The sequence below is a fragment of the Pseudomonas putida genome (genome assembly GCF_028682395.1).
GTDB lineage: Bacteria > Pseudomonadota > Gammaproteobacteria > Pseudomonadales > Pseudomonadaceae > Aquipseudomonas > Aquipseudomonas putida_AB.
This window is the reverse complement of record NZ_JANHLC010000003.1, coordinates 24067-45043: the sequence shown is the minus strand read 5'-3', so window position 1 is coordinate 45043 and position 20977 is coordinate 24067. Positions and strand designations below refer to the sequence as shown.

Below are 20977 nucleotides of genomic sequence, written 5' to 3'. Positions count from 1 at the left end.
GCCACAGACAAGAAAGCCCCACTCATTACTGAGCGGGGCTTTCTGGTTTACGGCGGTTTAGTTACAGGCCGTTCTTGGCCTTGAACTCACGGCGACGGCGGTGCAGCACCGGCTCCGTGTAGCCATTGGGCTGCTTGGTCCCTTCGATCACCAGTTCGACCGCTGCCTGGAAGGCGATATTGCTGTCGAAGTTCGGTGCCAGCGGGCGGTACAGCGCATCGCCGGCATTCTGCCGATCGACCACGGGTGCCATGCGCTTGAGGCTTTCCATGACCTGGGCTTCGTTGACGATGCCGTGACGCAACCAGTTGGCGATGTGCTGGCTGGAGATACGCAGGGTCGCGCGGTCTTCCATCAGGCCGATATCGTTGATGTCCGGCACTTTCGAACAACCCACGCCCTGGTCGATCCAGCGCACCACGTAACCGAGGATGCCCTGGGCGTTGTTGTCCAGTTCGTTGCGGATGTCTTCGGCCGACCAGTTGGTGTCGGTCGCCAGCGGGATGGTCAGGATATCGTCGACCGAAGCCCGTTCGCGCTTGGCCAGTTCAGCCTGGCGAGCGAACACGTCGACCTTGTGGTAGTGCAGCGCGTGCAGCGCGGCGGCGGTCGGCGAAGGAACCCAGGCGGTGTTGGCACCGGCCAGTGGGTGGGCGATTTTCTGTTCGAGCATCGCGGCCATCAGGTCGGGCATCGCCCACATGCCTTTACCGATTTGCGCACGGCCCTGCAGGCCGGTGCTCAGACCGATATCGACGTTCCAGTTTTCGTAGGCACTGATCCATTTCTCGGCCTTCATGGCGGCTTTACGCACCATCGCGCCGGCTTCCATGGAGGTGTGGATCTCGTCACCGGTGCGGTCGAGGAAGCCGGTGTTGATAAACACTACGCGCTCGCTCGCGGCCTTGATGCAGGCCTTGAGGTTGACGGTGGTGCGCCGCTCTTCGTCCATGATCCCGACTTTGAGGGTGTTGCGCGCCAGGCCGAGCACTTCTTCGATACGGCCGAACAGCTCGTTGGTAAACGCCGCTTCTTCAGGGCCGTGCATTTTCGGTTTGACGATGTAGACCGAACCGGTGCGGCTGTTTTTGCGAGCGCTGGTGCCGTTGAGGCTGTGGATCGCCGCGAGGCTGGTCATCAGGCCGTCGAGGATGCCTTCAGGGACTTCGTTGCCGTCCTTGTCGAGGATCGCGTCGATGGTCATCAGGTGCCCGACGTTACGCACGAACAGCAGCGAACGGCCGTGCAGGCTCAGGGTCGAGCCATCCAGTGCGGTGTACTGGCGGTCGGCGTTCATGGTGCGGGTAAAGGTTTCGCCGCCCTTGGACACTTGTTCTGCCAGATCGCCCTTCATCAGGCCGAGCCAGTTGCGGTAGATCACCACTTTGTCATCGGCATCGACGGCGGCGACGGAGTCTTCGCAGTCCATGATGGTGGTCAGCGCGGCTTCCATCAGCAGGTCTTTGACGCCGGCAGCGTCGGTCTGGCCGACCGGGCTGCTGGCATCGATCTGGATTTCGAAATGCAGGCCGTTGTTTTTCAGCAGAATCGCGGTAGGCGCGCCAGCCTGACCCTGGAACGCGATCAGTTGGGCGTCGTTGCGCAGGCCGCTGTTGCTGCCACCCTTGAGCGCGACGACCAGCTTGCCGTCAACGATCTTGTAGCTGGTGGAGTCGACATGGGAACCGGCCGCCAGGGGCACGGCTTCGTCGAGGAAGGCGCGGGCGAAGGCGATGACCTTGTCGCCGCGGACCTTGTTGTAGCCCTTGCCCTTCTGGGCGCCGTCGGCTTCGCTGATGGCGTCGGTGCCGTAGAGCGCGTCGTACAGCGAACCCCAGCGAGCGTTGGAGGCGTTGAGCGCAAAGCGCGCGTTCATCACCGGTACCACCAGCTGCGGGCCGGCCATGCGGGCGATTTCATCGTCGACGTTCTGGGTTGTAGCCTGGAAATCCGCCGCTTCTGGCAGCAGGTAACCAATATCTTGCAGGAAGGCTTTGTAAGCCACGGCGTCATGGGCCTGGCCGGCCCGGGACTGGTGCCAGGCGTCGATCCGAGCCTGGAAATCATCGCGTTTGGCGAGTAGGGCTTTGTTCTTCGGCGCCAGGTCATGGATGACCTTGTCGGCACCGGCCCAGAACTGGTCGGCATTGAGACCGGTACCGGGAATGGCTTCGTTGTTCACGAAGTCGAACAGGACTTTGGCGACCTGAAGGCCACCGACTTGAACGTGTTCAGTCATTGCTTGCCTCACTCTGCTCAGCTATTCAGCTCTTCTATTTAAGCCTTACGCGCTTCTCTAAACACGGTGCCAGAGCATGCCCTCAAGGGCGGCTGGGCGGGCGCCGTCAGCGCTTGCCGGCGGGGCTTTCCGTGGTTTCACAGGCACTTGGGCAGACATCCATCCAAGGTTATGTAGTCCGCGCTGCGGCATACTACATGATGCGTCGTGGTTGTGAAAATTAGACTAAATACGTCGTTCTGCGACCATTTGGAACTATCCGGTCACGCAGCGGCGGGTAATGTTCTCAAAAAATGTATGGATTGTTCCAGATAATTCTAAAAACCGTACACAATTGTTTTTCCGTCGCTCAGGCAGCGAGGCCATCGAGCCGCCCGATGTCGGCCTATACTCAAGCGTTTACCTGCCCACAGAGGACGATTCCATGGAGCATCTGGTATTGACCGTATTGGCCCCGGACAAGCCCGGCCAGGTTGAGCGAATTGCGCAATGTATCGCCGAACAGGGGGGGAACTGGCTGGAAAGTCGCTTGATGCGCCTGGCCGGGCAATTCGCCGGAATCCTGCGGGTCGGTGTGCCGGCCGAGGCGCACGATGCCTTGCTGGCCGCGCTGCAGGCGCTGGCGAGCCAGGGGATCCGGGTGCTGGTGGCCGAGGCGGGGATCGAGCAGTCCTGTACCTGGAAACCGATTGCCATGGAACTGGTAGGTAACGACCGCCCGGGCATCGTGCGCGATATCACCCGCTTGCTGAGCGAGCAGGGCGTGAACGTCGAGCGACTGGTGACCGAAGTACGCCCGGCACCGATGAGCAGTGAGTCGTTGTTCCATGCCGACGCCTTGCTGGCGGTGCCATTGACCCTGTCGCTGGCGAGTCTGCAGGCCCGCCTGGAAAGCCTGGCCGATGATCTGATGGTCGAGTTGGTATTGCGCAGTGAAGACTGAGGCCGGTTATCCCAGTTAATCGTGGATGTGCCTGTGGATAACCTGGGGAGATAGCCGCTGGCCCCAGACGGGCCGGGGCTTTTCGTCAGTTGAGCAAAAAACGTTCAAATTCAGGGGCTTGTGCACAAACGGCGTGGACCTGCCTGTGGATAAGCTTGGGAAAAACAGCTACAGGCCATGCTGAGCGGGGTCTGTAGCCGTTTGATCGTTTTTTGTTCAGCTGCGGTTGCGCAGGCTCAGCCAGGCATCGATGCTGTAGACCGCCAGGCCGGCCCAGATAAACATAAAGGCTACCAGGGTGCTGGGGGCCAGATGTTCGTTGAATAACAACACGGCCTGCAGCAGCACCAGAGTCGGCGCCAGGTACTGCAGGAAGCCCAGGGTGGTATAGGGCAGATGACGCGCGGCGGCGTTGAAGCACACCAGCGGCACCAGGGTGATCGGCCCGGCGGCCGCCAGCCACAGGGCTTCGGAGGTGGTCCAGAACTGCGCCTGGGCACTGGCGGCTTCGGGATTGAGCAGCAGCCAGCCAAGGGCGATCGGGACCAGCATCCAGGTTTCCACCACCAGCCCCGGCAGGGCCTTGACCGGTGCCTGCTTGCGGATCAGACCATAGAAGCCGAATGACAGCGCCAGCACCAGGGACACCCACGGCAGGCTGCCGACCTGCCACACCTGCTGCGCCACGCCGACGGCGGCCAGGCCGACCGCCAGCCATTGCAGCCGGCGCAGGCGCTCGCCGAGCAGCAGCATGCCCAGCAGCACATTGATCAGCGGATTGATGTAGTAGCCCAGGCTGGCTTCGAGCATGCGTCCGTTATTCACCGACCAGACATAAGTCAGCCAGTTGGCGGCGATCAGCGTGCCGCTCAGGGCCAGGATTGCCAGGCGCTTCGGGTTCTCCCGCAGCTCGCGCCACCAGCCGGGATGCTTCCAGACCATCAGCAGCAGTGCACCGAACAGGGCCGACCACAAGACGCGGTGGACGATGATTTCGACGGCGGGAACGGCGGCAATAGCCTTGAAGTAGAGGGGGAAGAGACCCCAAATGATGTAGGCGCTAAGGCCCAGTACATACCCGCGCCGCGGGTTGGTGGCTTGCATGCTGAGTCCTTGCTTAGGTTGCTAACTAATCGGCAATTATTATTGAGCGATCAAGCATGTAGCAAATTGTTTCTTGGTGCTTGGGAAGGCCCCGATGGCGCAAAAAACCTGTAGGCGTGCTCTGGATCAGGCCAAGCGCTCGCGCCTACAGGGACGGAGGTCAGAACAGTTTGAGTGGCTCTTCGTTCAACGCCGCCAACTGCTCACGCAGCGCCAGTACCTGGTCGCCCCAATAACGTTCACTGCCAAACCAGGGGAAGCTGTGGGGGAATGCCGGATCATCCCAGCGGCGTGCCAGCCAGGCGCTGTAGTGCATCAGGCGCAGGGCCCGCAACGGTTCGATCAGCGCCAGTTCACGCGGGTTGAAATCGTGGAATTCGCTGTAGCCGTCCATGAGTTCGCTGAGCTGGCCCAGGCACTCCTGGCGGTCGCCGGCGAGCATCATCCAGAGATCCTGCACGGCCGGGCCCATGCGGCAGTCGTCGAGGTCGACGATATGGAACACCTCGTCGCGGCACATCATGTTGCCGGGGTGGCAGTCGCCATGCATGCGGATGTTCTGGTGCGGGGTGGCCTGGTAGACCTCTTCCACACGCTTGAGCAGGTCCCGGGCCACTGACTCGTAGGCCGGCAGCAGGCTGCGGGGGATAAAACCGCCTTCGAGCAGGGTGCTGAGGGAATCATGGCCGAAGTTCTTCACGCCCAGTGCTTCGCGGTGTTCGAACGGGCGGGTGGCCCCTACGGCATGCAGACGCCCGAGCAACTGCCCGAGGCGATATAGTTGGTCGAGATTGCCCGGCTCCGGCGCACGGCCGCCACGGCGTGGAAACAGGGTGAAGCGAAAACCGGCGTGCTCGAACAGGCTCTCGCCGTTGTGCAGCAGCGGTGCAACGACCGGGACTTCGCATTCTGCCAGTTCGAAGGTGAAGCGGTGTTCTTCCAGGATGGCTTCATTGGTCCAGCGCTGGGGCCGATAGAACTTGGCGATCAGCGGCTCCGAGCCTTCGATGCCGACCTGATACACACGGTTTTCATAACTGTTGAGGGCGAGCACGCGGGCGTCGCTAAGGAAACCGATGCTTTCGACGGCGTCGAGCACCAGATCGGGGGTAAGCGTTTCGAACGGATGGGACATGCTGACTCCTGCGCGCAGCAGGCTGCCGCGTCCGGCCCGGCATGGTAGCGCACCACAGCGGCGAAAGGGCATTGCCCTTGACCGCTCCCGCCGGGCCACAGCACGGGAGCGCGTCAGGGCATGGCATCAAGTGCCGACGATACCGCCATCGTCACGACGAATTGCCATGACCGAGGAACGCGGTTTGCCATTGGGCAGGTGCTCGGGGAAGGTCGAGCCGCCGTTTTCGCCAGGATGCTGGATCCCGACAAACAGGGTCTTGTGGTCCGGCGAGAAACTGATGCCGGTGACTTCGCAGCCAATCGGGCCGACCATGAAGCGGCGAATTTCACCGGTCTGCGGGTCGGCGCAGAGCATCTGGTTATTGCCCATGCCGGCAAAGTCGCCGCTGTTGCTGACATCGCCATCGGTGAGAATCCACAGGCGGCCGGCCTGGTCGAAGCCCAGGCCGTCCGGGCTGTTGAACATGTTTTGCGCGGTGATATTGGCCGAGCCAGCTTTTGCGGTCCCGGCGTGGACGCTCGGGTTGCCGGCGACGACAAACAGGTCCCAGTCGAAGGTCGGCGCACCGTGGTCGCCCTGGGTGGCCTGCCAGCGCAGGATCTGCCCGTAGACGTTTTTCTCCCGTGGATTCGGGCCACCGACCGGCTGGCCGTCTTCGCCGCGCTTGGCATTGTTGGTCAAGGTGCAGTAGACCTGACCGTCCTGGGGGCTGACGACAATCCACTCGGGGCGGTCCATGCGCGTGGCCTTGACCGCACTGGCTGCCAGGCGGGCATTGATCAGTACTTCGGCCTGGCTGGCAAAGCCTGCCGCGGCATCGATGCCGTTTTTGCCATGGCTCAGCTCGACCCAATGGCCCTGGCCCTTCGGCCGGTCGGGGTTGGCGTCGCCATTGTCGAACAGCGCTACATACAGTGTGCCGTGGTCGAGCAGGTCGCGATTGGCCTTGGGGTTCTCGTGGTTGATCTTGTCGCGACTGATGAACTTGTAGATAAATTCGCCGCGCTCGTCGTCGCCCATGTACACCACTGCACGGCCATCGCTGGTTTCGGCCAGGGCGGCGTTCTCATGCTTGAAACGGCCCAGGGCGGTGCGTTTGATAGGCGTCGACTGCGGGTCGAAAGGGTCGATCTCGACAACCCAGCCGTGACGGTTGAGCTCGTTGGGGTTTTTGGCCAGGTCGAAGCGTGGATCGTGCGGGTGCCAGTTGATGTCTTTGCTGGCGGCGACCACGCCGTAGCGCTTCTGTGCGGCATTGAAGGCCTGGCTGGCGTCGCTGCTGCCAAAGCAATCGGTGAAATTTTCTTCGCAGGTCAGGTAGGTGCCCCAGGGCGTCTTGCCATTGGCGCAGTTCTGGAACGTACCGAGGACTTGCTTGCCACTGGGGTCGGCGGCGGTCTTGAGCCAGGCATGGCCGGCTGCAGGTCCGCCGAAGGCGATGGGGCTGTTGCCGTGGATGCGGCGGTTGTAGCGCGAACCCTGGACAAACTGCCAAGCGTCGCCCTGGCGTTTGATTTCGATGACCGAAACGCCTTCGCTGGCCTGGGCCTTGTGTACGTCTTCGGCCGAGCCGGGTTGGCCGCCATGCTCGTAGAGGTAGCGATAATTGGTGTATTCGTTGTTGATCGCCATCAGCGCCCGTTGATCGTCACCGGGAAAGGCAAATAGGCTCATGCCGTCATTGTTGTCGCCAAATTGCACTTCCTGGGCAGCGGCAGTGCCCTTGCCGCTGGGGTCGAAGGCCGGGCCGCCGGCCTGCAGCGGTTGGCCCCAACTGATCAGGACCGAGGCGCTGTAACCCTTGGGCAGGGTGAGCGTGTCGGTGGTCGCCGTGGCGATGCCCTCGAAGCCCAGCAGAGGGTTCGAGGCCGCGCTGACACTGGCGGCCAGCACGCTGCGGCTCAGCAGGCCGCCGCCTAGAAACAAGGCCGCGCCGCAGAGGGCGCCGGCGCCGATAAAGCCGCGACGGCTCAGGCCGACCATGTGTTCGAGATCGGTAAGTTGGTTTTCTTCTAGTAGGTTCATCACAGGCTTCCTGCTGGTTAGGCAGCCACCTTAATAAGGCTGTGTGACGTAAAGGTTTCAACGTAATGCTTTGGCACACTCGCTGGGTTGGGTGGGCGATACGGGCCTACACCGGCGTGCCCAGCAGCACGAAGGACGGAGCGAACTGCACGCGGACCGGGCTGCCGACCTTGAGGCGGCGCTCCAGGAGCCGGGCCGGTTCTGTCAGAGAACAAAGCACCTGCTGACTGGGTAGCAGGATCCGGACTTCGGTGGGTCCCTGTGGGTCCTCGACCATCTGTTCGATGGTGCCGTTCAGGACGTTGTGCGCGGGGGTTGCCGGCTCGTCACTGCCCAGCAACTCCAGCCAGCCAGCCTTGATCAGCGCCACGACCTCACTGCCGATCTCCAACTCCAGGCGCTGGGTGCTGTCGTGGGTGATCTGGGCCTGGATGATCAGCCCGCCGGCCAACTCCAGATGGATCAGATCATTGCGTCCCAGGCCTTCGATGGCGTGTACGCGGCCATGCAGCTGGTTGCGCGCGCTGGTGCGCAGCATCAGGCGGCCAATCAGGTCGAGGTCGCGGCTGTCTTCGGCGGCTTCCAGCACCTGGGCCTGCAATGCCTGCAAGCGTTGATAAAGGCGCAGCACGCGCTGGCCTTCATCGGTGAGCCGGGCACCGCCGCCGCCCTTGCCGCCCACGCTGCGCTCGACCAGCGGTTGCTGAGCGAGATTGTTCAGTTCGTCGATAGCGTCCCAGGCCGCCTTGTAGCTCAGGCCGGCGCTTTTCGCGGCGCGGGTGATCGAGCCTTGTTCGGCGATATGGTGCAGCAGGCCGATACGTTGGGGGCGGCGAGCAATATGCTGGGTCAGGAGGCTGGGCAGGGGCATGGCAAGGGCTTTGGGTGATGGGCTGTGGGCAACGGTGCCCGCTGAGGGAGATTGCGTCAAGCCAGGGCGCCGGGCTTGGGCGTGCGCGCCAGGCAATAAATATCCACACGCGCCGCACCGGCACGCATCAGCAAACGGGCCAGGGCCTGGGCCGTGGCACCGGTGGTCAGGACATCGTCGACCAACGCCAGGTGCAGGCCTTCCACCTGCGCGGCGGGCGCCAGGGCGAAGGCTTTGAGCAGATTACGCTGGCGGGCCCTGGCATCGAGTTGCTGTTGCGCAGGGGTGTCCTGCACGCGCCGCAACAGATCCTGTTGGCAGGGCAGCGCCAGGTGTCGGCCCAGCCATTGGGCCAGCAGGGTTGCCTGGTTGTAGCCGCGGCGGCGCTGGCGGCGGTCGGTCATGGGCACAGGCAAGAGTGCACTGGGGCGTATCAGGCCATGCTCGAAGCGATCCTGCAGGGATCGGCCGAGCAGTTCGGCGAGCAGGTAGCCAAATGGAAAGTGGCTGCGATGCTTGAACTGGCTGATCAGGCTGTCGATGGGGAAGCCGTAGATCCAGGGGGCGTGCACTTGCTGGAATGCCGGTGGTCGTTTCAGGCAGTCAGCGCACAGCAGGCCCGTCTGGCCCATGGGCAGGGCACAACGCGGGCAGCAGTCGAGTAGCCAGGGCAACTGCTGTTCACAGGGGTGGCACAGGGGCAGGGCAGTGTCGGTCATTTCATCGCACAACAAACAGAATTGTTTGTTTTCTAACCAGATGTAAACCTCTTTATTCTTGCGTGGTTGACAGCTCATGACGCTTCCTTAAATATGCCGGACATCCGTGTCGGGGCTTTGGAAATGCCGTTTTCCTGCCCCCTGCCCAAGCATAAACAAGAGAGCCGCCCCATGAGCGCCAGCACCACTGCCACCTTGCGTCACGACTGGAACCTCGCCGAGGTCAAAGCGCTGTTTGTCCAGCCGTTCAATGACCTGTTGTTCCAGGCGCAGACGGTGCATCGGGCGCATTTCGACGCCAATCGGGTGCAGGTGTCCACGCTGCTGTCGATCAAGACCGGCGCCTGCCCGGAAGATTGCAAATATTGTCCGCAGTCCGGCCACTACAACACCGGGCTGGAAAAGGAAAAACTGATGGAGGTGCAGAAAGTCCTCGAAGAGGCTGCACGGGCCAAGGCCATTGGTTCCACGCGTTTCTGCATGGGCGCGGCCTGGAAACATCCGTCGGCCAAGGACATGCCCTACGTGTTGAAGATGGTGCAGGGCGTCAAGGCCTTGGGCCTGGAGACGTGCATGACCCTGGGCAAGCTCGACCAGGATCAGACCGAGGCCCTGGCCAAGGCGGGCCTGGATTACTACAACCACAACCTCGATACCTCGCCGGAATTCTACGGCAGCATCATCACCACGCGGACCTACAGCGAGCGCCTGCAAACCCTGGCCTATGTGCGCGATGCCGGGATGAAGATTTGCTCGGGCGGGATCCTTGGCATGGGCGAGTCCCTCGACGACCGTGCCGGCCTGCTGATCCAGTTGGCCAACCTGCCCGAGCACCCGGAGTCGGTGCCGATCAATATGCTGGTCAAGGTGGCCGGTACGCCGCTGGAAAATGCCGACGATGTCGACCCCTTCGACTTTATCCGCATGCTGGCCGTGGCCCGCATCCTGATGCCGCAGTCCCACGTGCGCCTGTCCGCCGGTCGTGAAGCGATGAACGAACAGATGCAGGCCCTGGCGTTTCTCGCTGGCGCCAATTCGATCTTCTACGGCGACAAGCTGCTGACCACCGCCAACCCCCAGGCGGACAAGGATATGCAGTTGTTTGCTCGTCTCGGCATCCTGCCCGAAGCCCGCGAAGAGCATGCTGACGAAGTCCATCAGGCGGCCATCGAGCAGGCGCTGGTCGAGCACAAGAGCAGCGAGCAGTTCTATAACGCCGCGGTTTAACGCGCCAAGGCTGTGACTCGACCGGCAGGGAGGCGTTAGCCGACCCTGTCGGTTGGGTGCCTGCTGCGAGTGTCCTTGCTCCAACGATCTGTTCCGAGGTCTGCATGCCTTTCGATTTAAATGCGCGCCTTGCCAGCCGTCGCGCCGACCATCTCTATCGCCAGCGTCCATTACTCGACAGCCCGCAGGGGCCTTGTGTCGTGGTCGATGGCCAGCCCTTGCTGGCTTTCTGCAATAACGATTACCTGGGCCTGGCCAATCATCCCCAGGTGATCGAAGCCTGGCAGGCGGGCGCCGCGCGCTGGGGCGTTGGTGGTGGCGCTTCCCACTTGGTGGTCGGGCATAGCGGTCCGCACCATGCCCTGGAAGAAGCCCTGGCCGAGCTGACCGGACGTCCGCGGGCGCTGCTCTTCAGTACCGGCTACATGGCCAACCTCGGCGCCGTCACGGCCCTGGTCGGGCAGGGCGACACAGTGCTCGAAGACCGCCTCAACCATGCGTCTTTGCTGGATGCCGGCCTGCTGTCCGGGGCGCGTTTCAAGCGCTACCTGCATAACGACCCGCAAAGCCTGGCCACGCGCCTGGAGAAAGCCACGGGCAATACCCTGGTGGTGACCGACGGGGTGTTCAGCATGGACGGCGACCTGGCCGACTTGCCGGCTTTGGCCCGTGAGGCCCAGGCCCGTGGTGCCTGGTTGATGGTCGATGATGCCCACGGGTTTGGTCCGCTGGGCGCTACCGGCGGTGGGATTGTCGAGCATTTTGGCCTGAGTCTGGAGCAGGTACCGGTCCTGGTCGGCACGCTGGGCAAGGCCTTTGGTACGGCCGGCGCTTTTGTCGCCGGCAGCGATGACCTGATTGAAAGCCTGATCCAGTTCGCCCGGCCCTACATCTACACCACCAGCCAACCGCCGGCCCTGGCCTGCGCGACCCTCAAGAGCCTGGAGTTGCTGCGCAGCGAGCATTGGCGCCGCGAGCACCTGCAGGCGTTGATCTACCAGTTCCGCGAGGGCGCGCAGCAGATTGGCCTGAAGTTGATGGACAGCTTTACGCCGATCCAGCCGATCCTGATCGGTGACAGTGAGCGGGCCATGCGCCTGTCGCGGTTGTTGCGTGAACGTGGATTACTGGTCACGGCCATCCGTCCGCCGACGGTGCCGGCGGGCAGCGCGCGGCTGCGGGTCACTCTGTCGGCGGCGCATAGCGCGGCCCAAGTGCAGCTATTGTTAGAGGGCTTGGCAGAGTGTTACCAACAGTTGGAGCCGAACCATGCGTGATCGCCTGATTCTGTTGCCTGGCTGGGGCCTCGGTGTCTCGCCGCTGGAACCGCTGGCTGCGGCCCTGCGCGGGCTGGACGAACACCTGCACGTCAGCATCGAGCCCTTGCCGACGCTGGACAGTGCGGCGCTGCCCGAGTGGCTCGACGAGCTGGATGCGACCTTGCCCGAAGATGCCTGGCTGGGCGGCTGGTCCCTGGGCGGTATGCTGGCCAGTGAGCTGGCGGCGCGGCGGGGTGAGCGTTGTTGCGGGTTGCTGACCCTGGCCAGCAACCCGTGTTTTGTCGCCCGCGATGCCTGGCCCCAGGCAATGGATGGCGCTACGTTTTCAGCCTTTGTCGAGGGCTGTCGGGCAGACCCGGTATTGACCCTTAAACGCTTTGCCCTGCTCTGCGCCCAGGGCAGCCAGGATCCGCGTGGACAGGCGCGCCTGCTATTGGGGGCGGCTCCCCAAAGCGCGCCAGCGCAGTTGATGGCCGGTCTCCAGGTGCTGGGCCAACTGGACACGCGTGAGGCCTTGCAGGCCTTTGCCGGGCCGCAGTTGCACCTCTATGCCGGGCTTGACGGCCTGGTGCCGGCCGAGGCCGCGCCAGCCTTGCTTGGCTTGTTGGCGGATGTGGAAATCGGCCTGATCGAACAGGCTGGCCATGCCTTTATTCTGGACGACCCCCACGGAGTGGCAGCGGCGATCCAGGCGTTCTTGCACGAGGCGGGCGATGACTGATCTAGCGATTCACTCGGTCGCCAGCGTGTTGCCGGACAAGCGGCAAGTGGCGGCTTCGTTCTCCCGTGCGGCCGCCAGCTATGACAGCGTGGCTCAGTTGCAGCGCGATGTCGGTCATGAGTTGTTGAGCCGCTTGCCCGAAGGGCTGCAGCCGCTGCGCTGGCTGGATGTGGGCAGTGGCACGGGTTATTTCACGCGTGCCCTGGCGCAGGCGTATCCACGTAGCCAGGGGGTAGCCCTGGATATCGCCGAGGGCATGCTTGCCCACGCCCGGCCGCAGGGGGGCGCCGCGGCTTTTATTGCCGGCGACGCCGAGCACCTGCCGTTGCGGGCCCAGTGCTGCTCGTTGTTGTTCTCCAGCCTGGCGGTGCAGTGGTGTGCGGATTTTGCCGCAGTGCTGGCCGAGGCTCGACGGGTACTGCAACCCGGTGGGGTGCTGGCATTTGCCAGCCTGTGTACGGGCACGTTGCAGGAGTTGCGTGATAGCTGGCGGTCGGTCGATGGGCGGGTGCATGTCAATCGCTTCCGTGCGCTGGGCGACTATCATCGCTTGTGCGAGGCCAGTGGGCTGCGTGTGGTCAGCCTGGAGTGCCGACCCCATGTGCTGTATTACCCGGACGTGCGCAGCCTGACCCATGAACTCAAGGCCTTGGGTGCACACAACCTCAACCCGGGGCGCCCGGGTGGGTTGACCGGGCGGGCGCGGGTGCTGGGGTTGATGGACGCCTATGAGCGCTTTCGACGGGTCGACGGTTTGCCGGCGACTTATCAGGTGGTCTACGCCGTACTGGAGAAACCGCTATGAGCCCTGCGTACTTTATTACCGGCACCGACACCGATGTGGGCAAGACCACCATCGCTGCCGGCCTGCTCCACGCGGCGCGGCTGGCCGGGTTGAGCACCGCCGCTGGCAAGCCGGTGGCTTCCGGCTGCACGGTGACCCCCAAAGGGCTGCGCAATGCCGACGCCCTGGCGTTGCTGGCCGAGTGCTCAGTGGCGCTGGACTATGCCGAGGTCAATCCGCTGGCCTTTGAACCCGCGATTGCACCGCACCTGGCCGCCCGCGAAGCCGGCGTGGCGCTGACGGTACTCTCGCTGCTCGGGCCCATGCGTAACGTGCTGGCCAAGGGCGCCGATCTCACCCTGATCGAAGGTGCCGGAGGCTGGCGGGTGCCGTTGGCGGATCAGGCGAATATTTCCGATCTGGCCATGGCCCTGGACCTGCCGGTGATTCTGGTGGTGGGTGTGCGCCTGGGGTGTATCAGTCATGCCTTGCTCACGGCTGAAGCCATTGCCCGGGATGGCCTGCAACTGGCGGGCTGGGTCGCGAATATCATCGACCCCAAGACATCCCGCTTAGAAGAAAACCTGTCGACCCTTGCCGAACGCCTGCCGGCGCCGTGCCTGGGGCGCGTGCCGAGGCTGCGGCCGGCCAGTGCGCAGGCAGTGGCGGCTCATCTGCAACTGGACCTGCTGGACTAGTTTTTGCCTATCACCGGGCACAAAGCCATTAGTGTTTTTGACGGGCCTTTCCCGGATGTATCTGCTTCAATACAGGTCGTTGTCCTTGTCCAAAGTCGAGTACGCCCATGGAAATTTCGGGAAATACCGCCTTCTATGCTGGCCTGAGCAGTATTCAGAGCGGGCAGAATCGCGTCGACCAGGCGGCCAGCCAAATCGCCAGTCAGACCGTCGAGCGCTCGGTGGCCAGCCAGTCTTCGCCGACCCAGGTCAACCGTCTGCTTGCCGTCGACCGCAGCCAGCAATCAGACCTGGAGAGCAATATGGTCGACCTGACCCTGGGCAAGCTCCAGGCCGAACTGGGCGTCAAGGTCGCCAAAGCTTCGGATGAAGTCCTCGGTACGCTGATCGACACCTACGCCTGATCTCTACGGGCCCCTCTTTTCCAATGCTTTTGTAGGCGCTCGATCACGAGCGCCTTTTCGCGTTTATTTCATTTCGGTTTACCCGGCCATGGGCCGAAGGCTTTTGGCTGTCTGTCGTCTGCTTGAACGATGACGAACGGCGCGTGCGCGATGCTTGACAAGAATTCGGCGTAAACGTATGTTTCAAACAACTGTTTGACCGCTACAATAAATCCACGCGGTTGTTCATTCCAGGATTCATCAGCAGAGGTTTATCGCTATGCCTGACTACAAGGCCCCCTTGCGTGATATTCGTTTCGTACGTGACGAACTGCTCGGCTACGAAGCGCACTATCAAAGCCTTCCGGCTTGCCAGGACGCTACGCCCGATATGGTTGACGCCATTCTCGAGGAGGGCGCCAAGTTCTGTGAGCAGGTACTGGCACCGCTGAACCGCGTTGGCGATACCGAAGGCTGCACCTGGAGTGAATCTGGCGTTAAAACCCCGACCGGCTTCAAAGAAGCCTACAAGCAATTCGTCGAAGGCGGCTGGCCAAGCCTGGCCCACGACGTGGAGCACGGCGGCCAGGGCCTGCCGGAGTCGCTGGGGTTGGCGGTCAGTGAGATGGTTGGCGAAGCCAACTGGTCGTGGGGTATGTACCCAGGCCTGTCCCACGGCGCGATGAACACTATTTCCGAACACGGTACGCCTGAGCAGCAAGAGGCTTACCTGACCAAGCTGGTGTCCGGCGAATGGACCGGCACCATGTGTCTGACCGAGCCACACTGCGGTACCGACCTGGGCATGCTGCGCACCAAGGCCGAACCGCAGGCTGACGGTTCCTACAAGGTTTCCGGGACCAAGATCTTTATCTCGGCCGGTGAACACGACATGGCCGACAACATCGTCCATATCGTCCTGGCCCGCCTGCCGGATGCTCCGGCGGGTACCAAAGGCATTTCGCTGTTTATCGTGCCCAAGTTCATGCCTAACGCCGATGGCAGCGTCGGTGCGCGTAACGCCGTTTCCTGCGGTTCCCTGGAACACAAGATGGGCATCCACGGCAACGCGACCTGCGTGATGAACTTTGACGGTGCCACCGGCTTCCTGATCGGCCCGCCGAACAAAGGCCTGAACTGCATGTTCACCTTTATGAACACCGCTCGCCTGGGCACCGCGCTGCAAGGCCTGGCCCATGCCGAGATCGGCTTCCAGGGCGGCCTGAAGTACGCTCGCGAGCGTCTGCAAATGCGCTCCCTGACCGGCCCCAAAGCGCCGGACAAAGCCGCTGACCCGATCATCGTGCACCCGGACGTACGTCGCATGCTGTTGACCATGAAGGCCTTTGCCGAGGGCAACCGGGCGATGGTGTACTTCACGGCCAAGCAGGTCGATATCGTCAAGTACGGTGTGGACGAAGAAGAGAAGAAGAAAGCCGATGCACTGTTGGCCTTCATGACGCCAATCGCCAAGGCCTTTATGACCGAAGTCGGTTTCGAGTCGGCTAACCATGGTGTGCAGATCTATGGCGGCCACGGCTTCATCGCCGAGTGGGGCATGGAGCAGAACGTTCGCGACAGCCGTATTTCGATGCTGTACGAAGGCACCACCGGTATCCAGGCGCTGGACCTGCTCGGCCGCAAAGTGCTGATGACCCAGGGTGAAGCGCTCAAGGGCTTTACCAAGATCGTGCACAAGTTCTGCCAGACCAACGAAGGCAACGAAGCGGTCAAGGAATTCGTTACGCCTCTGGCTGCGCTGAACAAGGAATGGGGCGAGCTGACCATGAAGGTCGGTATGGCGGCCATGAAGGATCGCGAAGAAGTCGGTGCGGCTTCGGTCGACTACCTGATGTACTCCGGCTACGCCTGCCTGGCTTACTTCTGGGCTGACATGGCGCGTCTGTCTGCCGAGAAACTGGCGGCCGGTACTGGCGACGAGGCGTTCTACACCGCCAAGCTGCAGACTGCGCGCTTCTACTTCCAGCGTATCCTGCCGCGTACCCGTACGCACGTTGCCACCATGCTGTCGGGCGCCAATAACCTGATGGACATGAAGGAAGAGCACTTCAGCCTGGGCTACTAAGTCCGACTGAGTAGGCTTGAAAAACCGTTTCCCTTGTGTGGGAAGCGGTTTTTTTTCGCCTGGCATTCGGTGGGTGCAGGAGGCCGGGCGGGCGAATCATGGTCGACGGGTACAGGGGGAAAATATCGACAAAAAATATCCTAGCAAAACACTAAGAAAATCCTGATCTCTGCCGTTAAAGAAACGGCATTCACGCCACATCCGCCGGGGTGAGTGTGCTTTACTGGGTTAAGTAAAGGCACAGTGCTACTATTTATTGCCGGGTCGGAGTTCTACCCTTGTCACGTCCTTCCGCTGCACGTTTGAGTCATTTCCTTCCTTCGTTGTTCTTGCTTCTTGCCGGGTTGGCTGCTGCCTACGTCAAGGATCTCAACGTCTTCTTCACGTCCCTGTTCAACGTTCTGCCGACCCTGGTGTTGTTGCTCGGCGGCGCCTACTGCGCGGTGTACCGCCGCCAGCGCGAACTGTTCCTGATGGTCACGGTGTATATCGCCTACTACCTGCTCGATACCCAGACCGACTACTACCGCGACAATGGCCGGGTGCGGGAGGATGCCGCGGTGGTCTTCCATCTCTGTTGCCTGCTACTGCCCCTGTTGTTCGGCCTGTTCGCCGCCTGGCCCGAGCGCACGCACCTGTTCCAGGACATGGTCGCGCGCTTTGCCGTGCTGTTTGCCGTGGGCAGTGTCGCGTTGGGGCTGGAGCAAAGTTATCCCCAGGCGCTGCTGGCCTGGCTGGCGGAAATCCGCTGGCCGGCGCTGCATGGCGCGTGGATGAGCCTGATCCAGTTGTCGTATCCGGTGTTCCTGGCGGCATTCATTCTGCTGGCGGTGCAGTACTGGCGTCACCCGCGGCCCCTGCATGCGGCCCAATTGGTGGGGTTGCTGGGGATTTTCTGGATGTTGCCCAAGACCTTTATCCTGCCGTTCACCCTCAACATCATGTGCAGCCAGGTGATGCTGATGATCGCCGCTGCGGTAGCCCATGAGGCCTACCAGATGGCCTTTCGCGATGAGTTGACAGGCCTGCCGGGGCGCCGTGCATTGAATGAGCGTATGCAGCGGTTGGGGCGCAACTATGTGCTGGCGATGACCGATGTCGACCACTTCAAGAAATTCAACGATACCCACGGCCATGATGTGGGCGATCAGGTCTTGCGCCTGGTGGCCAGCAAGCTGGCGAAGGTCACTGGCGGTGGCCGTGCTTATCGATACGGCGGTGAAGAGTTCGCGGTGGTGTTTGCCGGCAAGACGCTGGAGGATTGCCTGCCGCACCTGGAGTTGATTCGCGAAACCATCGCCCACTACCAGATCCAGTTGCGCAACAAGGACAACCGTCCCCAGGACGATCAACAGGGGCGCCAGCGGCGCGGTGCAGCGGGGGCATCGAGCGTCTCGGTGACCGTCAGTATCGGTGTCGCCGAGCGCCAGCCGGAGCACCGCAGCCCCGAAGAAGTCCTCAAGTCGGCGGACCAGGCCCTCTATGCGGCCAAGGGCGCTGGGCGCAACTGTGTCATGGCTCACGGCCAGAATCGCCGTGGGGCGGTGCGTCAGGACATGCCGGGGAGCTGATCCAGCATTGCTGTGGGGTCAGTGTCGACAGGTAACCAGATCGCGAGCAAGCTCGTTCCTACAGGTTTCCATTGGATTTCTGTAGGAAGGAGTGTGCTCGCGCTCTATTGCGTGACCAAAAATTACAAAAAGGTCATATGCCGACCCTATGTGTCTCAAAAGTTGTTCGGTTACACTCGAGCCTTCGTTAAAGCGGGCCGTTCGAGCCCTACCGACTAGATCTTGCGAGGTTTGCCATGGCTGACTACAAAGCCCCCCTGCGCGATATGCGCTTCGTCCTCAATGAAGTGTTCGAGGTCGCTAAACTCTGGGCCCAGTTGCCGGCATTGGCAGACAGCGTGGACGCCGAAACCGTCGAGGCGATCCTTGAAGAGGCCGGCAAGGTCACGGCCAAGAGCATTGCCCCGCTAAGCCGCAGTGGCGATGAAGAGGGCTGTCGCTGGGACAATGGCGCGGTCAGCACGCCGATCGGCTTCCCCGAGGCCTACCAGACCTACGCCGAAGGCGGCTGGGTGGGCGTCGGCGGTGACCCGGCCTATGGCGGCATGGGCATGCCCAAGGCGGTCTCGGCCCAGGTCGAGGAAATGATCAACTCCTCCAGCCTGGCATTCGGTTTGTACCCCATGCTGACGGCCGGCGCCTGCGTGTCGATCAACACCCACGCCAGTGAAGAATTGAAGGCCGCCTATCTGCCGAATATGTACGCGGGCCTCTGGGCCGGCTCCATGTGCCTGACCGAGCCGCATGCCGGGACCGACCTGGGGATTATTCGTACCAAGGCCGAGCCTCAGGCTGACGGTTCCTACAAGGTATCCGGAACCAAGATTTTTATTACCGGCGGTGAGCACGACCTGACCGAGAACATCATCCATCTGGTTTTGGCCAAGCTGCCGGACGCTCCAGCCGGGCCAAAAGGTATCTCGCTGTTTCTGGTGCCCAAGTTCATGGTCAATGCCGATGGCAGCCTCGGTGCGCGTAACCCGGCGAACTGCGGTTCCATCGAGCACAAGATGGGGATCCAGGCGTCGGCGACCTGCGTGATGAACTTCGATGAAGCTGTTGGCTATCTGGTCGGCGAGCCGAACAAGGGCCTGGCGGCCATGTTCACCATGATGAACTACGAACGTCTGGGGGTCGGTATCCAGGGCCTGGCCACCGGCGAGCGTTCTTATCAGAACGCGATTGAATACGCCCGTGACCGCCTGCAGAGCCGCTCGCCAACCGGTCCGCAAGCCAAGGATAAAGCCGCTGACCCGATCATCGTCCACCCGGATGTACGGCGCATGCTGTTGACCATGAAGGCGGCCAACGAAGGCGGTCGCGCGTTCTCCACCTACGTGGCGATGCAACTCGACACGGCCAAGTTCAGCGAAGATGCGGCCACGCGCAAACGTGCCGACGAACTGGTGGCGTTGCTGACGCCGGTGGCCAAGGCGTTCCTGACGGACCTGGGCCTGGAAACCACCGTGCACGGCCAGCAGATCTTTGGTGGTCACGGCTATATCCGCGAGTGGGGCCAGGAACAATTGGTGCGTGATGTGCGGATTACCCAGATCTACGAAGGCACCAATGGCATCCAGGCGCTGGACCTAGTGGGGCGCAAGATCGTCGGTAACGGCGGGGCGTTCTACCAGTTGTTCGCTGATGAGATCCGCCACTTTATCGGCACCGCCGACGCCAGCCTGGGCGAGTTCACGCAACCGCTGAGCGAAGCCCTGGGCCAGCTCGACGACCTGACCCTCTGGGTGCTGGATCGCGCCAAGGGCAACCCCAATGAGATTGGTGCGGCTTCGGTCGAGTACCTGCAAGCCTTTGGCTATGTGGCTTACGCCTACATGTGGGCGTTGATGGCCCGGGCGGCGCTGGGCAAGGAAGGCGAGGACGATTTCTACGCCAGCAAACTGGGGACCGCGCGGTTCTATTTCGCCCGCTTGTTGCCGCGTTTCCACTCCTTGAGTGCGTCGGTCAAGGCCGGTAGCGAATCGTTGTACCTGCTGGATGCCGCACAATTCTGATTCAAACTGCGTCACGTAAGCATTTGCTTACATAACGTGCGGCGGTTCGTCCCTATCGCCAAATTGGATCCACGGCTAATCTACTGCTCATGGACGTCGAGCAGGAAGCTCAAAGCAACAACAGGGACACGTAGGATTCTGCCAGGAAGGCGGAGCGAAATGGATGTCAGGGAAACAGTCTGTAAAACCCCGCTTCGGCGGGGTTTTCTTTTGCCTCGATTTTTTACTCGCGCAACCCTTCGATGGCCGGCGTAGCCAGGCGCGTATCCGGGCCATTGAGCCCATCCTCAAGCAGCGTGCGCAACAGCTCCAAGGTTGCTTGCTGGCGCTGCACGTCACGGCAGACCAGGCCCACCCTGAGCGGCACGCGCGGTTCACTCAGCGGTTTCCACAGCAAGGCATCATCGTCATGGGCCAACCGCGAGCGTCCGGGTAGCACCGTGGCCAGGCGCGTATGGGGCAGGCTGTCGAGAATCCCGGCCATATTGTTCAACTCCGCCTGGACTTGCGGTCGCCGGCCAAGATTGGCCAGCTGCGTCTGCCAGATCTGCCGCACCTGGAACTCTTCACCCAGCAGCAACATGGGCAGTTCCGCAGCCTGGCTCAGGGACACCTTCTTGAATTCACGCAAGGGATGATCGGCCGGGATGACCAGTTGCAACTCATCCTCGTACAACTGCACCCCATGCAGGCCCGGCTGGCGCGCGGGTAGATAGCTGATGCCGATATCCAGCGAGCCATTGAGCAGCCGTCGCTCGATCTCCAGACCAGTCAACTCGTAGATCTGCACCACTAGGTGAGGCTGGGCCTGGCGCACCCGTTCGAGCATCTGCGGGACCAGGCTGGTGTGCACGGTCTGCAGTACGCCGATGGCCAGGGTGCGCAGGGCCTGGCCCTGGAAGTTGCGCAGGGCCTCGCGGGCCCGCTGCAAGCCATCGAGCAGTGGCAGGGCGTGGTTGTACAGGGTATGCGCGGCCAGGGTGGGCAGCAGGCGTTTGCTGCTGCGCTCGAACAGGCTCACATCGAGGTTGTGTTCCAGCTGGCGGATCTGCTGCGACAGGGCCGGCTGGGAGATTGACAGGCGTTCGGCAGCGCGCCCGACATGGCCTTCTTCATACACCGCGACGAAATAACGCAGTTGCTTAAAATCCATAAGTATTGCTTATCGAAAAT

The 20977-nt window shown here is 62.2% G+C and carries 17 protein-coding genes; 10 read left to right on the top strand and 7 right to left on the bottom strand.

All coding sequences use genetic code 11. From position 1 onward, the window contains the following. Window positions 1-61: 61 nt before the first annotated feature. Entirely contained in the window at window positions 62-2239 is a 2178-nt protein-coding gene (locus NPS46_RS08460) for a malate synthase G (protein WP_274106115.1), read from the bottom strand. A gap of 424 nt (window positions 2240-2663) precedes the next feature. On the opposite strand from NPS46_RS08460, the gene NPS46_RS08455 reads away from it, so the two are divergent. Continuing rightward, window positions 2664-3182 (top strand): glycine cleavage system protein R, encoded by a 519-nt coding sequence (locus tag NPS46_RS08455; protein WP_274106113.1) that lies wholly within the window; start codon window positions 2664-2666, stop codon window positions 3180-3182. Window positions 3183-3398: 216 nt separating this feature from the next. Here the strand turns inward: NPS46_RS08455 and rarD are convergent, their stop codons facing one another. The 5 genes from rarD to NPS46_RS08430 all read right to left on the bottom strand — a co-directional run bounded on the left by rarD (window position 3399) and on the right by NPS46_RS08430 (window position 9117). Continuing rightward, window positions 3399-4286 carry an EamA family transporter RarD gene (gene rarD, locus NPS46_RS08450; protein ID WP_274106111.1) on the bottom strand — a complete coding sequence of 296 codons (888 nt, stop codon included), beginning with the start codon at window positions 4284-4286 and terminating at the stop codon, window positions 3399-3401. A 160-nt stretch (window positions 4287-4446) separates the two neighbouring features. After that, window positions 4447-5421 carry a serine/threonine protein kinase gene (locus tag NPS46_RS08445; RefSeq protein WP_274106109.1) on the bottom strand — a complete coding sequence of 325 codons (975 nt, stop codon included), beginning with the start codon at window positions 5419-5421 and terminating at the stop codon, window positions 4447-4449. Between the two features lie 126 nt (window positions 5422-5547). Further along, window positions 5548-7449, bottom strand: a complete 1902-nt coding sequence (locus NPS46_RS08440; protein WP_274106107.1) for a PhoX family protein — start codon at window positions 7447-7449, stop codon at window positions 5548-5550. Between the two features lie 106 nt (window positions 7450-7555). Further along, window positions 7556-8320 (bottom strand): TOBE domain-containing protein, encoded by a 765-nt coding sequence (locus NPS46_RS08435; RefSeq protein ID WP_274106105.1) that lies wholly within the window; start codon window positions 8318-8320, stop codon window positions 7556-7558. A 56-nt stretch (window positions 8321-8376) separates the two neighbouring features. Continuing rightward, window positions 8377-9117, bottom strand: a complete 741-nt coding sequence (locus NPS46_RS08430) for a ComF family protein (protein ID WP_274106103.1) — start codon at window positions 9115-9117, stop codon at window positions 8377-8379. A 93-nt stretch (window positions 9118-9210) separates the two neighbouring features. On the opposite strand from NPS46_RS08430, the gene bioB reads away from it, so the two are divergent. From bioB to NPS46_RS08385, 9 genes are all read left to right on the top strand, one after another. Next, complete coding sequence (gene bioB / locus NPS46_RS08425) at window positions 9211-10266, top strand: biotin synthase BioB (RefSeq protein WP_274106101.1); 1056 nt, start codon at window positions 9211-9213, stop codon at window positions 10264-10266. Between the two features lie 104 nt (window positions 10267-10370). Then, window positions 10371-11543, top strand: coding sequence for an 8-amino-7-oxononanoate synthase (gene bioF, locus NPS46_RS08420; RefSeq protein WP_274106099.1), 1173 nt, complete (start codon window positions 10371-10373; stop codon window positions 11541-11543). Continuing rightward, window positions 11536-12267 carry an alpha/beta fold hydrolase gene (locus NPS46_RS08415; protein ID WP_274106097.1) on the top strand — a complete coding sequence of 244 codons (732 nt, stop codon included), beginning with the start codon at window positions 11536-11538 and terminating at the stop codon, window positions 12265-12267. The genes bioF and NPS46_RS08415 overlap by 8 nt, the downstream gene beginning before the upstream one ends. Further along, complete coding sequence (gene bioC / locus NPS46_RS08410; RefSeq protein ID WP_274106095.1) at window positions 12260-13072, top strand: malonyl-ACP O-methyltransferase BioC; 813 nt, start codon at window positions 12260-12262, stop codon at window positions 13070-13072. Before NPS46_RS08415 ends, bioC begins: the two co-directional genes overlap by 8 nt. After that, a complete protein-coding gene (gene bioD / locus NPS46_RS08405; RefSeq protein WP_274106094.1) occupies window positions 13069-13749 on the top strand; it encodes a dethiobiotin synthase in 681 nt (226 codons plus the stop codon). The genes bioC and bioD overlap by 4 nt, the downstream gene beginning before the upstream one ends. A 107-nt stretch (window positions 13750-13856) precedes the next feature. Then, on the top strand, window positions 13857-14153 hold the full coding sequence (locus NPS46_RS08400) for a pyrroloquinoline quinone biosynthesis protein PqqE (protein WP_274106092.1): 297 nt from the start codon (window positions 13857-13859) through the stop codon (window positions 14151-14153). 259 nt (window positions 14154-14412) lie between these two features. Then, complete coding sequence (locus tag NPS46_RS08395) at window positions 14413-16218, top strand: phenylacyl-CoA dehydrogenase (protein WP_274106090.1); 1806 nt, start codon at window positions 14413-14415, stop codon at window positions 16216-16218. Window positions 16219-16496: 278 nt separating this feature from the next. Next, window positions 16497-17789, top strand: a complete 1293-nt coding sequence (locus tag NPS46_RS08390) for a GGDEF domain-containing protein (protein WP_274106088.1) — start codon at window positions 16497-16499, stop codon at window positions 17787-17789. A gap of 236 nt (window positions 17790-18025) precedes the next feature. After that, a complete protein-coding gene (locus NPS46_RS08385) occupies window positions 18026-19804 on the top strand; it encodes an acyl-CoA dehydrogenase C-terminal domain-containing protein (protein ID WP_274106086.1) in 1779 nt (592 codons plus the stop codon). Between the two features lie 223 nt (window positions 19805-20027). Here NPS46_RS08385 and NPS46_RS08380 read toward each other — a convergent pair whose 3' ends face one another. After that, window positions 20028-20957 carry a LysR family transcriptional regulator gene (locus tag NPS46_RS08380; RefSeq protein ID WP_274106085.1) on the bottom strand — a complete coding sequence of 310 codons (930 nt, stop codon included), beginning with the start codon at window positions 20955-20957 and terminating at the stop codon, window positions 20028-20030. Window positions 20958-20977 lie beyond the last annotated feature (20 nt).